Genomic DNA, 13,681 nt, shown 5'->3' with positions numbered 1-13,681 from the left:
AGTCGTCCTCGATGCAGCCGCCCGAAACGGAGCCGACCACGTGGCCGTCGCCTCTTACCACGAGCATGGCGCCCTCGGGGCGCGGCGACGAGCCCCACGTTTTCACCACCGTCACCAGCAGCGCGCGATGGCCTGCGTCGAGCCAGCGCACGCTGGATTTCAGGACTTCGAGATCCACGCTGTCCATGCTCCTGGTTTCCTCGCTTTACTGCCGCAGCTTGCGCACTTGTTGCGCACTCACGTCGGGCGACTGGCCGCCCCATTGCGCGCGCAAATAACTCGCGAGCTGGGCGATTTCGTCGTCGCTCAGCGTTTTCGCAAACCCCGGCATGTCCTGCATCCGCTCAAAGCCCGGAAACGCCTGGGCCTCGATGCCGTCGAGCACACTGACGACGAGGTTGTGCGGATCGTGCTCGCGTAGCGTCGAATTCCCGCGCATCGCAACGGCGACGTGCGGCTTGCCCTCGCCTTCGGCTCCATGACAACCCGCGCAAACCGCCAGATAGATGCCGCGGCCTGCCGCGAGATTGTCCGCGCTCGCCGACATCTGCGCCGGCACGGATTGCGCGGCAGGCGGCGAGTCGCCGAGCAGATAGACCGAGAGCGCTCGCAGATCGTCGCGCGACAGGTATTGCGTGCTCAGTTGCACGACGGAATGCATTTCGCCGAACGCCGACCCTTGCGGCGCCACGCCGCTCGCGAAGTATGTCTGCAGATCCGCGGCGGTCCAGCCGCGTTGCGCGAGCGCCGCCGGCGTGATATCGGGCGCCGTGATGCGGCCAATCGCGCCGCCCGACAGCGCCTGTGCGCCGTCGAGCTGGCCGGCCGCGCCGCGCGGCGTGTGGCATTCCGCGCAATGACCGAGCGCGGTCGCGAGGTAGCGGCCCCGGCTCCAGTCCGCCGAGTGGCCCTGCGAGGCATCCGGCATCGCATCCTTCAGGAACAGCAGTTTCCAGAACCACACGCCGAAACGCAGATTGAACGGGAACGATAGTTCGTGATCCTTATCAGTAACGGGAGCCGGCGCGCGCGACATCAGGAAGGCATAGATCGCGTCGCTGTCTTCGCGCGACATCGAGCGATACGACGTATAGGGCATCGCCGGATATAGCTGTCCGTTCGGCGAAACGCCATCGTGTAGCGCGCGATAGAAGTCGTCCGCGCTCCATTTACCGATGCCATGCTCCTTGTCCGGCGTGATGTTCGTGCCATAGAACGTGCCGAACGCCGATTGCAGCCTCACGCCGCCCGCATAGGGCGCGCCGTCGGGCCGCGTATGGCACGCGGCGCAATCCGCCGCGCGCGCAAGATAACGGCCGCGCGCAATCTGCTCCGCATCGGCGTTTTGCATCTGGCTCTGTGCCGTGGCGTCGGTCTTGTGCGCGCCGCCGTCGCCGCATGCGCTCAACGAGAGCCCGGCGAGCGCGAGCATTGCGCCGGCAAGAATCGACGCCGTGATTCGACTCTTCATGCGCCACCCTTCACGAGACCGGGCGTATTCAGCACGAGGTCCTTCACGGCCTCGTAATAGCGCACGTAACCGGTGCAACGGCAAATATGATCGTTGAGCGCCGCGGTAATCGTTTCCTCCACCTGGCCGCGCTCCACGGGCTCTTTCTGCAGCTTTTCGATCAACACCGTCGTTGCATTGACGAAGCCCGGCGTGCAGTAGCCGCACTGAAAACTGAAGTGTTCGAGAAACTTCTGCTGAACCGGCGAGAGCGCCACGACCTCGCCGTGCTCTCCGCGTTGCGCGTGGCCCTCGATGGTGCGGATCTTCTTGCCGTCGAAGAAATGCGCGGCGGTAATGCAGGAGCGCACTTCTTCGCTCGTGCCATCGGGCTTGTCGAGAATGACGACGCAGGCGTGGCACACGCCCTGCCCGCAGCCGAGGCGCGAGCCCGTCAGGTCCAGGTATTCGTGCAGAAAATCGACGAGCATCAGCGAAGCCGGCACCTGGAACGGCCCGACTGCGCGTGCGTTGACGGTCATGGACACCGTCTTTTGTTCGAAGCGGACGAGCGGACGCTCGACCGGGGCCGGCCCGGCCGTGCCGTCCGCTGCGGGGGATTGCGATGGGGCCGCGTTCATGCGAGCACCTCCAGAACCTTTTGTGGCGTGACGGGCAGATCACGGAAACGGTGCCCAATGGCATGCGCGATGCCGTTCACGATCGCGCCGACAACAGGAATCATCACCACTTCGGCAATGCCTTTCGGCGGGTCCGTCTCGGTGATGGGCGGCAGAACCTCGCCGGTCTGCGTCCAGACGGCGACGTCGGTCGCGCGCGGCAGGTGGTAGCGGTTGAAATTCCAGGTGCCGTTGCCGGGACCGTCCTCGTAGAGCGGCAGATATTCGTACAGCGCGTGGCCGATGCCCATCGCGAGGCCGCCCTGCAACTGTCCGGAAACGAGTTGCGTGGATAGCTGATTGCCGCACTCCATGATCGAGTGATGCGAGAGCAGTTCGACCTTGCCGCTCCCTTCGTGAACCGCGAGTTCGACGAGCGCGCCAACCGCACTGTAGTAAGTCACCATGGCGTTGTTGCGCTGCACGGGTGCGATAAACACCTGCTTGCGATCGAGCACGCGATAACCATTGCGCGTGCCCGCGCTGCGTTTTGCGTCCCGCTTCGAGTCCTGCTTTGCGTCCTGTAAAGCGCCGTTTCCGTAACGCACCGACAAGCCATCGACAGGCAAGCGCTCGATCCCGCCGCCAAGATCGAACTCCGCTTCGCTCCATTGCCAGCGATTGAAGACATGCACCGTTGCGCCGGTCACGAGCCCGAGTTCGTGCGCCTTCTTCGCAATGCGTTCGAGCGGCAGCGCTTCGAGTCCGTCGGCGGAAAGCTTGCCGTTCACCCAGCGCGCGTCCTCCACGCGCACGACAAACGATGCGGCCTGGCCGCCGCCCGCGCCCTGCGTCCAGATCGCCATCGCGGCGGGCCACAGGCCGTGCAGGAACAGCACGCGAGCCGCTTCGCGCGTGCTGTGCGTGAAGTAGTACGCGGAGTTCGTCGCGCTGGCCGGCGACATGTACGCCGGCGACCAGCGGGGATTGCGCGCAAGGCGATCCTGATCCTGCTGCGACATCAGATACGGATCGCCGCTCGTCGCGACGGGCAGATCGGGCCATTCGTTGAGCGCGCAACGAACCTCGCTCGCGGGCCGCCCCAGCCACTTCGCCACGGCGATAGCCTGCGAAGTCGACATGCCCGTGCCGATCTCCGAGCCTGAATGATGCAGCGTGATTCCGCCCGCCTCGCTGAATTCGACCTTGGCGAACGAAGCCTCCGCGCCCGTGCCGAAGTCCTTCTGCACGCACGCGAAGCCCACACCGTAGCGCTGCCCCGGATGCGCCGCCTCGAACTGCGCTTTCTTCTGGGCGCGACCTGTCCAGAGCGGATGCGCCCGGGCTTTCTCCAGCACCTCGTCCGCTCGCACGGCGCCCGCCGGTATCGCGCCCTGCGTGTTCTTCATGCCCGAGCGCAATACGTTGCTCAAACGGAAATCGATCGGATCGAGCTTCAACTGCCCGGCCATCTCGTCGATCATCATTTCCGTGGCGGCCATGCTTTGCAACGTGCCATAGCCGCGCGCCGAGCCCGCGTCGATCGCGCGCGAGGCAATCGCCACGCTCGCGAGATCGCTCTTCGGGAAGTAGTAGATCGATTGCGCGGCGGTCGCGCCCACCATCGCCACCGAAGGCGAGAAGTTCATCCTGCCGCCGCCGTTCGCCTCGAAATCGCCCTTGAACGATTGCAGCAAGCCCGTTTTCCGGTCGACGGCCATGCGGTACTTCATGTTGAACGCATGGCGCTTGAGCGACGTCTGAAACTGCTCGAAGCGGTCGTTGGCCAGACGCACGGGGCGGCCGTCGCCGTACAGCGCGGCGACGAGGCCGTAGAACGGCATGTTGAAGTGATCCTTCGAACCGTAGCCCACGGTGTAGCACGGATGCAGGAACACGTTCTTCACCGGCAAGCGGCAATGCGAAGTCATCTCGGCCACGCTGTCCGCGACTTCCGCGGGGCCTTGCGTGGGCACGATCATGTGCAGCGAAGCCGTGGACGCGTCGTACCAGCAGTTCGCGTTGTCGGGTTCGAGCGCGGCGGTGTCGATGGATTGCGTACTGTATTCGCGCTCCATCACGAGCCAGTCCGCATTCGGATGGTCGAGTTCCGCCGCGATTTCGCCGGCATGGAACATGCCTTGTTCGTCGAGCTTGCCGTGATCCTTGCCGTCGGGCCACACGGGCTGGTGCTTGCGCATCGCGCTCGGAAAAATGGGCGCGTTCTTCAGGCTCGAAAACACGTCGTCGTCGTACGGCGTTTCGCCGCCCACGCGCACGAAGCGGAACGTCCCCCATGGATCGCGCTCGAGCGGGCCCGTCTGCGCGCCGTAGCGGATAACGCCGTCGCGGAACTGAAGACGATCTTTGGCGAGGCGAAAGCGCGCGAAATCGTGATAGATCAGGATGGCGACAGCGTGGCCCAGGTAGGCGGGTGTCTTGCCGCGCGGCAACAGCATGTCGTCGCCGTAAAAGGCCGGGAAACGGATGTTGTCGCGCGCGAGATCGTCGGCCGTGACGATACGATCCGGCTGCAACGAGTCACCGAGCACGTCTAGGGTGAACCCGTCGTAGAGGCGGTCGGCCAGCGTCGTGCGCAGAACGAGCGCGTGCGCCTGCTGCTGGGGCCAATGCGGCATGTCCGAAGCACGCATGTCGCGCGCGAAAACCTTCGCGCCCGTGACTTTCGCAATGCCGTCGATACGCATTTTCGGCTGCCCGGTGACTGCGTCCCATGTCGCGGGCGTGAGAATCTTTTCTTCGAACAGCGCCGCGAAGGCGCGACTGCCGATGGGCGCGATATAGACGGATACACCGGCTATGACGCTGGCCTTGAGAAAACTTCGGCGCGAGAGGCCGCTCATCGTTACGTCCCTGCGTGAAAGAGGCCGCCTGGCAGCCGATTGTGTTGTCGCCGCAAGGCCAGCGGGCTCGCGACGAAAAAGGCCGGGATCTTACACGCGTCCTTGCGACGTCTATCTCTATTTAAATCGAACGATGATAAGTAATCCGTAATATATGGTCCGCGTATTGCCGTTTAGATGCGCTTGCCGATGACGAGAGAGGCTTCGACAGCGAGCGCTGCCGTATCCCCGCGCCTGCACGCAAACCGCAAGCGAACTGCAAGACTCGATCCGGCTGCCCGCTCTATCCGCCGAATAAGGGGAACAGATGCGCTCAATTCGCGCCCTCGCCTGGACGCGACCTGTCGTAAGCTCGTAGCGCCTCGCCGTTCGCCCAGCGTCTGGCCAGCGCCCCGTAATCCGCGATTTCCACTGTGACCATGACGACGCCCCTCGCGCCCGCCCTCGACGACCTTCTGCGCGAAGCCAACGCGCTCTGCGAAACGCACCGCTTCGCCGAAGCGCTCGCGTTGCTCGCCCCGCACGTCGGCGAGCCGCCCGACGATGCCGCGCTCGCCCCCGCGCTTCATCTCGCGGCCCTCGGCGCAATGGGCTCGGGCGACGCGGCGCGTGCGCAGGCACTCTGGCTGCGCTGTCTCGCGGCACGGGCGGACTTCGCGCAAGCGTACAGCGGATACGCGGCGCTCCTCGCGACCCTCGGCGACCTCGCGCAAGCGCAGACGCTCTATGAACGGCTGCTGAGCCTCACGCCCGCCGACGCCGACGCACGCAGCAATCTCGGCGTCGTCCTCCAGCGCCAGGCCCGGCACGCCGAAGCCGAAGCCGCGTTTCGCACGGCGCTCGCACAATGCCCTCATCACGCCGACGCGCACTACAACCTCGGCTTGCTGATGCAGGCACAGGGGCGCCGCGCGCAAGCCGAAGCCTCGTTTCGCGCCGCGATTGCCGCAAACGCGCGCCACGCGAAAGCGCACAACGGCCTCGGCACGCTGCTGCAAGAGCAGGGACGCGGCGACGACGCGGCGGAGTCCTTTCGCCAGGCGCTGCTGATCCAGCCGCAATACCCTGAGGCGCTCAACAATCTCGCGGTGCTGCTCAAGTCGTCCGGCAAACTCGCGGAAGCCGAACTCGCGGCGCGCCTCGCGCTGCAGATTCGCCCCCATTTCGTCGATGCGCTCAACAACCTGGGTTGCGTGCTCACCGACCTCAAGCGCGTGCCCGAAGCAGAGGCGGCCTTTCGTCAGGCGCTCGCGCTCGCGCCCGACCACGCCGAAGCGCACTACAACCTCGGCGTCGCGCTGCATACGCTCGAACGGCTGCCCGAAGCCGAAGCCGCCTATCGCGAGACGCTGCGCCGCTTGCCGGGCCGCGTCGAGGCTTATAACAATCTCGCCTGCGTGCTGATGGCGCTCGGTCGCCGCGGCGAAGCGCTCGACGTGCTCCATCAGGCCATCGCCGTGCGTCCCGATTTCGCCGAGGCGCATTTCAATATCGCGAGTCTCGTCAAGGAATCTGGCCGACTCGACGAAGCGGAAGCCGGCTACCGCCGCGCGCTGGCCGCGAACCCCGAATACGGCGACGCGAAATTCCGCCTCGCCACGCTGCTCATCAGCATGGGCCGATTCGAGGAAGGCTTCGCGCGCTACGAATGCCGCTATACGATGCCCGGTTTCGTGCATCACGCGACGCAACGCCTGCTGCAGTGTCCGGCGTGGCAGGGCGAGCCGCTGGCCGGCAAGTCGCTGCTGCTATGGCAGGAAGACGGCCTCGGCGACATGCTGCAATTCGGGCGTTACGCGCGCGTGCTCAAGGCGCAAGGCGCGGCGCGCGTCGCGTTCGCCTGCCAGCCGCCGCTGCACCGGCTCTTTCGCGGCGTGGAAGGCATCGACGCCGTGCTCGACCACGAAAGCGGCGCGGCCGCGGCCAGCCAGTTCGACTGCTGGGTGAGCCCGATCAGCGTGCCGCATCTTCTGGGCACGACACTCGAAACGATCCCCGCGCCGCTCGCGTATACGCCCGAGCCCGCGCTCGTCGAGCACTGGGGCGCGCGCCTTGCCCCGCTCGCGCCGGGGCCGCGCATCGGCCTCGTCTGGAAGGGCAACCCGAAGCATTTCAACGACGCGCATCGCTCGCTGCCTTCGCTTGCGGCGCTCGCTCCGCTCTGGAATCTGGCGGGCGCGCAGTTCGTGAGCCTGCAAAAAGGTCAGGGAGAAGACGAAGCGCAGCATCCGCCCGCGAGCTTGCCGCTGCTGCATCTCGGAACCGACGTGCGCGATTTCGTCGATACCGCGGCCATCATCGCGCAACTCGATCTCGTGATTTGCGTGGATACGTCCACCGCGCATCTGGCGGCGTCGCTCGGCAAGCCATGCTGGGTGCTGCTGCCGCAATACGACCTGGACTGGCGCTGGATGCACGGGCGCGAAGATTCGCCGTGGTATCCGGGCACGATGCGCCTGTTCCGCCAGCGCATGAACGAAGCATGGAGCGCCGTAGTGGAGCGCGTGCGCGTGGCGTGTGCGCAGCGGTTCGGCGTTTAAGGAAGCCCCTCGCCCCTCAATCCCATATGTTGCGGAACGCCACGGCGGCGATTACCGGCACGCACATCACGAGCGGAATGGCGAAGTACGGAATCTCCAGATCGACGACCCACTTGTAGACGATCCAGCCAATGCCCAGCGCGAGCGTCAGCACGCCCACGAGCGCCGTGAGGGTGTTCAGCAGCCACTTGGGCGGTTGCTTGCGCGCGGGTTTGTTCTCGGGTGACGGGTTCATGGCGGCGGTGGGGGAAAGCGAAAACGTCTGGATCCGGACTGCGGATGTCATGCATTTTACTCCGCGGCACGCCTTCGGCCTAAGCCTTGCGTAGCGGCGGCTTTACTTCCCAGGTAATCGATTCCGCGCCTCACGCGCCCTATTCTCGCAAGCGTCGGCCCACCCATTCACGCTCACGAGACCTACCATGACCGCCTACGCCATTGCCCATCTGCGCGACGTCGAACTTTGCCCCGCCATCGTCGAATATCTGGAGAAGATCGACGCCACGCTCGCCCCGTTCGGCGGCCGCTTCATCATTCACGGCGGCCGCGTGGAGCAGCTCGAAGGCAAGTTTTCCGGCGACCTCATCATGATCGAATTCGCAAGCCGCGAGATCGCGCGCGCATGGTATTGCTCCAGCGCTTATCAGGCGATTCTGCCGTTGCGCACGGAGCATTCGCGCGGCGACGCGTTTCTGATCGATCAAGTGGAGATGCCGCATCGCGCGACCGACGTGCTGCGTCCCGCTAACGGAAACGACCCTACGAAGTGAAAGCGATTCGTTAGCCCGAAACCGGCAGCGTTCGGATTTTCGCGCGGCACGTTTGCACGGGAAATTCATCGCGTGCAAACGTTTTCGCGCATTTCACAATTCTTTCTTCATCGACGGCGAAACTGTGCGCGACTCATCCCCACAGAACGGATGCGCACATGAGAATACGCCTTCCCCACCGCGCGTCGACAACCGTGTCGACCGCGGCGATCGTTGTACTCGCAACCATCATGCTCGCTGCATGCGGCCCGGGCTATGGCTCGTCCGCGGCTTCGTCGATGCCGGATGCACCGGAAAACCGGAGCGCCGCGACGGCATCGCCATTGGCGAATGGCGCACGGATAACGCCGTTGTCAACGCCCGACACGAATGCGTCGGCGAACGCCTCTGCGAATAGCGCAACGAACCCCAGCGCCATACCCGCCTACGGCGCGAACGCGTCGCTCGCTGCGAACCCGGCGAGCGACCCCGCGCAAAGCGCACGAGCCAGCCTCGCCGCCGATGCCGATCAGGTCGCGCCGGTCATGAGCTACGCGCCTGGAGACAGCGCGCAAGCCCAGGCCAGCAACGGCAACGATTCCAGCAGTCCAGCAACCTCCAGCCATTGAAGCACTGCACCGCGTGTGCACCTGTGCCCGCACGCCGTCGGGCACGACACTCCAACCCCCAGCAGAAAGGTGAACAACAATGACGTCAACCAGCCGTCGCCGTTTCCTGCAAACCGTCGCGCAATCTGGCGCCGCCGCCGCAGCGATGACCGTTCTTCCCGAATCGATCCGCAATGCGCTGGCCATTCCGGCCAATTCGCGCACGGGCACGATCCGCGATGTCGAGCACATCGTCGTGTTCATGCAGGAGAACCGGTCGTTCGACCACTACTTCGGCCATATGCGCGGCGTGCGCGGCTATAACGACCGTCTGCCGATTCCGCTGCCGGGCGGTCTGCCCGTGTGGTATCAGCCGTCGAAGGAAGACGCAACGAAGCCCGTACTGCCGTTTCACCTCGACACGTTCAAGACGAGCGCGCAATGCGTGGGCGACCTCGATCACTCGTGGTATCCCACGCAATACGCGATCAACAACGGTCTGTACAACCAGTGGCCGCAGTATAAGACCGACATGACGATGGGCTATTACCTGCGCGCGGACATTCCGTTCCACTACGCGCTGGCCGATGCCTTCACCGTGTGCGACAACTACTTCTGCTCGCTGCCCGGCCCGACGCACCCGAACCGCGCGTATCTCATGAGCGGCATGGTCGATCCGACCGGCACGATGGGCGGCCCGCTACTCGACAACAACGACTTCGTGGACGGCGACGCGCCGCCCACGTATCAACTGCTTTCGTGGACGACTTATCCCGAGCGCCTGCAGGCCGCCGGCATTTCGTGGCAAATCTATCAGCAGGGCACGAATGGCAGCGACCCGCTGAACGGCAACTACGGCACGAACATCCTGCAGAATTTCGCGAACTTCATCAACGCGCAACCGGGCTCGGCGCTCTACGAGCGCGCGCAAACGGTGCGTACGATCGCCGACCTGAAAAACGACGTACTCCAGAATAAATTGCCCCAAGTCTCGTGGCTGCTGCCGCCGGCGGCGTTCTCGGAACACCCGAAGTACACGCCGGCCTACGGCGCGGAATACACCTCGCAGATCATCGAAGCGCTCACGTCGAACCCCGACGTGTGGAGCAAGACCGTGCTCTTCATCATGTATGACGAGAACGACGGCTTCTTCGACCATATCGTGCCGCCGCAGCCGCCCGCGACGTCCACACAGGGCAAGTCGACGGTGAGCGTGGACGGCGAGATCCACAACGTGGTCAACCCGCTGCGCGGCGGCAAGTACACCGCCGACGGGCTGCCCTATGGCCTCGGGCCGCGCGTGCCGATGACGGTCGTCTCGCCGTGGACCAAAGGCGGCTTCGTCTGCTCGCAGGTGTTCGACCACACGTCGGTGATCCGCTTCATAGAGGCGCGTTTCGGCGTGGAGGAGCCCAACATCACGGCATGGCGCCGCGCGGTGTGCGGCGACCTCACCACGTGCTTCGACTTCCGCACGCCCGACGCCACGATGCCCACGCTGCCCGACACGAGCAACTACATGGCGCTCGCCGACAACCAGTGCTCGGCCAACTCGGCGCCCACGGTTCCGGCCACGCCGCTGCCCATCGACGCGCAGGAGCCCGGCGTGCGCTACGCGCGCGCGCTGCCCTACGAGCTGCATGTGAACGCGAAGCCCGAAGCGCGCAACAACACGCTGTCGATCACGTTCGCGAACACGGGCCGCCAGGGCGCGCACTTCTACGTGTACGGCACGAACCGCAGCGACGGCCCGTGGCGCTATACGGTCGAAGCGGGCAAGGCGCTCGACGAGACGTGGGATCTAAGCGCGACGAACGGCGTCTACGCGTTCGAGGTGCACGGCCCGAACGGATTCGTGCGCCGCTTTGCGGGCACGGCCGCGCAATCGGGCCCGGGCAAGTCGGGCCGCGCACCGGCGCCTGTCGTGACAGCGCAGTACGACGTGGCCAACGGCAACCTCTTCCTCAAGTTCACGAACGCGGGCAGCGGCGTGGCGCATCTGAACGTGACCGACAACGCCTATGGCGCGCGCGAGCGCAACGTGGTCGTGCCGGCGGGCGTCCTCATCGAGGAACCGTGGATTCTGGCTTCGAGCCATCACTGGTACGACCTGACGGTCACGAGCCGCGACGATGCGGCGTTTGCCTGGCGCTTCGCCGGCCACATCGAAAACGGCCGGACGAGCATCAGCGATCCCGCGGCCGTCGCGCCGGTCACGAAACTGGGCTGAGCCCGACGCGCAACCCAGTCCTACGGTTTCTTTTCTGTTTCCTGTTCGCGGCGCCTTCGGGCGCCGTTTTTTTTGCGCGCCCGGAACGCATAAAAGCGTCGATGGCGCAAGGAGTGCCCCTGGAGTGCGGCAATTTCGCAACCTTACGGACGGCTTTATGCTTTTTGTTGTAGATGCGAATCATTTACATTAAGATTCCGACGCTTTCAGGGCGATTACGCATCAGGACGCCTTCGCCGTTCCGCTGCTTTCGTCGCTTTCGCCGCACTCGTCGCACTCGTCGCGCACCATTCATCAAAAGAACATGCACATTCCTGCCGCCGCCCGCCGCTCTCGTCTCGACACCCTCCGTTTCCGTTCATGCGCTCCCGAAGCCCGCCGCGCTCAACTCAGCGCTGCGTTGCTGGTCAGCGTCGGCATCACGCTCACCACGCTCTGCTCGTCCGTTTGGGCGCAGGAAAACGCTCAGGCCGAGGCGCAGGACGGCGCGCAAACCGGAAGCAACCAGGCGCTGCCCACCGTGAAGGTCAGCGCCGCGCGCGACAGTCAGGCCGCTTCGCCCGAGCGCGTGAGCGCGGGCGCGCTCGGCAACCGCAGGCAGGTGGATACACCGTTCTCGACCAATGTGGTGACCACGGAAGAAGGCAAGGACCGCCTCGCCTCCACGGCCAACGATCTCTTCAAGTACGACCCGGCCGTAACCGACGTCGGCAACAACATGACCGGCGAAAATTCCGCGTTCAGCATTCGCGGCTTGCCGGTCGACATGCTCAACGGCGTGAAGGTCGACGGCCAGAACTTCCCCTCGTGGGACACCGAGCTTTCGCTCGAACCGTTCGAGCAGGTCGAACTGCTCAAGGGGCTGTCGGGCTTCATGTACGGCTTCAGCAACCCGGGCGGCATCATCAACTACGTGCTCAAGCGCCCGACTGACGACCCGTACCGCAGCTTCTCGATCGGCTATCAGTCGGCGGGCGTGTTCAGCCAGAAGATCGACCTGGGCGGCCGCTTCGGCCCGGACAAGCAGTTCGGCTATCGCCTGAATCTCGTGAACGAAGACGGCAACACCGCCGAAGCGAACGGTCACGTGCGCCGCCAGGTGGCGTCGCTTGCGCTCGACTACCGCATCACGCCGGACCTCACGTGGACGGTCGATGCGTTCTACCAGAAACGCAAGACCACCGGCACGCTGTTCGGCATTTATTTCGGCTCCGACGAAAACGGCAATCCGCTCGGCATTCCCGACGCCAGCACGGTCACGCACCAGCTCACGCAGCCGCAGAACTGGTACGAAACGGAAATCGCCTCGTTCGGCACCGGGCTCGACTACCGCTTTTCGGAGAACTGGCACGCGAACATCAAGTACCGCTTCGCCAAGGAAAACCGCTACAACTCGGATAGCCTGCTCTCCGTGTTCAACACGCAAGGCGATTACTACAACACGCTGTACGCCGCGTTGACGCGCTACTTCTACCAGAACGTCGATGCCAACGTGCAGGGCAAATTCGACACGGGCCCGTTCAAGCACGAAGTGGTGGTGGGCGCGAGCTATCAGAGCCAGCAAAACGAATACGACGACAGCGAAGGCTGGAACAACGGCTATCCGCTCGGCATCGGCAACATCTACGGCAGCACGCTGCTCACGAACGACGCGGTGCATATCGGCGAGGACCTGTACCGCCACGAGAACACCACGCAAACCGCGCTCTACGCGAGCGACACCGTGCAGTTCACTTCGCGTCTCTCCGCGCTGCTCGGTTTGCGTTACACGCAGTTCCGCGACACCACCTACAACCCCGATCAGTCGCAGGCTTCGAGCTACAGCGCGAACCCGGTCACGCCTACCGCCGCGCTGATGTTCAAGCTCGACCCGAATTCGACGCTCTATGTGAGCTATGTCGAAGGTTTGCAGCAGGGCGGCGCGGCGAACAACACGAACGTCAACTATCCGCAGACCTTCGGACCGCTCAAAAGCAAGCAGTACGAAGCAGGCTTCAAGGCCGATCATCGCGACTGGGGCGCCAACCTCGCGCTGTTCCGCGTCGATCAGGGCTACGAGTACACCAATACGGCCAACGTCTTCGTGCAAAGCGGCACGAAGCGCTACGACGGCGTGGACGCGAGCGGCTGGCTGCAACTCGCGCACGACTGGCGCCTGATGGGCGGCGTGATGTGGCTGAACACGAAGGCCGTGGACGTGGACGACCCGAGCGTGGAAGGCAAGCGCGTGTATGCCACGCCGCGCTTCACGCTCACGGGCCGCGTGGAATACAACCCGTCTTACCTGCGCGCGCTCACGGTCGCGTTCGGCGGCAAATATGTGGGCAACATGGCCGTCGATGCCGCGAACACGCAGTTCGTCCCCGCCTATACGACGTGGGACCTGAGCGCGAAATACGAAACCCAGGTGGCCGGCAAGGACGTCACGCTGCGCGCGGGCGTGAACAACCTGTTCAATCGCCGCTACTGGACCGCGGCATGGGGCTATTACGTAATGCCCTCGGCCACGCGCACCTTCGTTGCCAACGCAACGCTCGAATTCTGATCCGCTGCCGCGCTTCTCATAGCGCGGGTTAAAAAGGGCCAACGTCCCCGGACGTTGGCCCTTTTCTCATGCGCG

At 64.6% G+C, this 13,681-nt stretch carries 10 protein-coding genes; 5 read left to right on the top strand and 5 right to left on the bottom strand.

The window, feature by feature from the left end:
- The 4 genes from U5768_RS11295 to U5768_RS11280 all read right to left on the bottom strand — a co-directional run.
- Nucleotides 1-187 (bottom strand): XdhC family protein (locus U5768_RS11295; protein ID WP_322030465.1); only part of this gene is annotated, 187 nt, incomplete at its 3' end.
- 18 nt (nt 188-205) lie between these two features.
- Complete coding sequence (locus U5768_RS11290; RefSeq protein ID WP_322030464.1) at nt 206-1,471, bottom strand: cytochrome c; 1,266 nt, start codon at nt 1,469-1,471, stop codon at nt 206-208.
- Nucleotides 1,468-2,091 carry a (2Fe-2S)-binding protein gene (locus U5768_RS11285; RefSeq protein ID WP_322030463.1) on the bottom strand — a complete coding sequence of 208 codons (624 nt, stop codon included), beginning with the start codon at nt 2,089-2,091 and terminating at the stop codon, nt 1,468-1,470. The genes U5768_RS11290 and U5768_RS11285 overlap by 4 nt, the downstream gene beginning before the upstream one ends.
- Complete coding sequence (locus U5768_RS11280) at nt 2,088-4,934, bottom strand: xanthine dehydrogenase family protein molybdopterin-binding subunit (protein WP_322030462.1); 2,847 nt, start codon at nt 4,932-4,934, stop codon at nt 2,088-2,090. Before U5768_RS11280 ends, U5768_RS11285 begins: the two co-directional genes overlap by 4 nt.
- A gap of 419 nt (nt 4,935-5,353) precedes the next feature.
- Here U5768_RS11280 and U5768_RS11275 point away from each other — a divergent pair, with 419 nt between their 5' ends.
- Complete coding sequence (locus tag U5768_RS11275) at nt 5,354-7,474, top strand: tetratricopeptide repeat protein (protein ID WP_322030461.1); 2,121 nt, start codon at nt 5,354-5,356, stop codon at nt 7,472-7,474.
- A gap of 16 nt (nt 7,475-7,490) precedes the next feature.
- On the opposite strand, the gene U5768_RS11270 is transcribed toward U5768_RS11275, so the two are convergent.
- Entirely contained in the window at nt 7,491-7,709 is a 219-nt protein-coding gene (locus U5768_RS11270) for a hypothetical protein (protein ID WP_254317580.1), read from the bottom strand.
- 187 nt (nt 7,710-7,896) lie between these two features.
- On the opposite strand from U5768_RS11270, the gene U5768_RS11265 reads away from it, so the two are divergent.
- The 4 genes from U5768_RS11265 (at nt 7,897) to U5768_RS11250 (ending at nt 13,606) form a co-directional block, all read left to right on the top strand.
- Nucleotides 7,897-8,244: a DUF1330 domain-containing protein gene (locus U5768_RS11265; RefSeq protein ID WP_322030459.1), complete on the top strand. Its 348-nt coding sequence runs from the start codon at nt 7,897-7,899 to the stop codon at nt 8,242-8,244.
- A 350-nt stretch (nt 8,245-8,594) separates the two neighbouring features.
- Complete coding sequence (locus tag U5768_RS11260; RefSeq protein WP_322030458.1) at nt 8,595-8,852, top strand: hypothetical protein; 258 nt, start codon at nt 8,595-8,597, stop codon at nt 8,850-8,852.
- A gap of 79 nt (nt 8,853-8,931) precedes the next feature.
- Nucleotides 8,932-11,061 (top strand): phosphocholine-specific phospholipase C, encoded by a 2,130-nt coding sequence (locus tag U5768_RS11255; RefSeq protein ID WP_322030457.1) that lies wholly within the window; start codon nt 8,932-8,934, stop codon nt 11,059-11,061.
- 304 nt (nt 11,062-11,365) lie between these two features.
- Complete coding sequence (locus U5768_RS11250) at nt 11,366-13,606, top strand: TonB-dependent siderophore receptor (protein WP_415913879.1); 2,241 nt, start codon at nt 11,366-11,368, stop codon at nt 13,604-13,606.
- The last annotated feature ends 75 nt before the right edge of the window (nt 13,607-13,681 follow it).

Origin of the sequence: Paraburkholderia sp. J76, assembly GCF_905220295.1 — a bacterium.
Lineage (GTDB): Bacteria > Pseudomonadota > Gammaproteobacteria > Burkholderiales > Burkholderiaceae > Paraburkholderia.
Note: the sequence above shows the minus strand (reverse complement) of the source record. Positions and strands in the feature narration are given on the sequence as shown.